Origin of the sequence: Jejuia spongiicola, from assembly GCF_023502325.1 — a bacterium.
Taxonomy (GTDB): Bacteria; Bacteroidota; Bacteroidia; order Flavobacteriales; family Flavobacteriaceae; genus Wocania_A; species Wocania_A spongiicola.
In genome coordinates, this window is sequence record NZ_JAMFLZ010000041.1 from 1 (window position 1) to 249 (window position 249).

The 249-nt window shown below is 47.4% G+C and carries 1 pseudogene; it reads right to left on the minus strand.

Annotated features, from left to right (window positions below):
• Positions 1 to 249, minus strand: a pseudogene (locus M3P09_RS17270) (DUF3500 domain-containing protein); the annotation flags it as partial.

Sequence of the window (249 nt, forward strand, 5' to 3'; positions counted from 1 at the left end):
TAATGTTTAGGCTTAAGTTCCCAGCCCCGTTAGCAAGCGTTCCTGCTTGGATGGTTGCTGTTAATCCTGTTACTCCCGTAGAAGCGGTTGGTGATCCTGCACCGTATGCCGCTCCGTTACCACCTGTATAAGGGATGGTTGCTGTTCCAGTATAAGCTGTATTTTCTGTAGCTGTTGCTGGTGAAGCAGTTCCTGCTGCACAGTCTAAGTTTGCTACTGTCGCATTTAACACATCTACAGTAAGTGAGA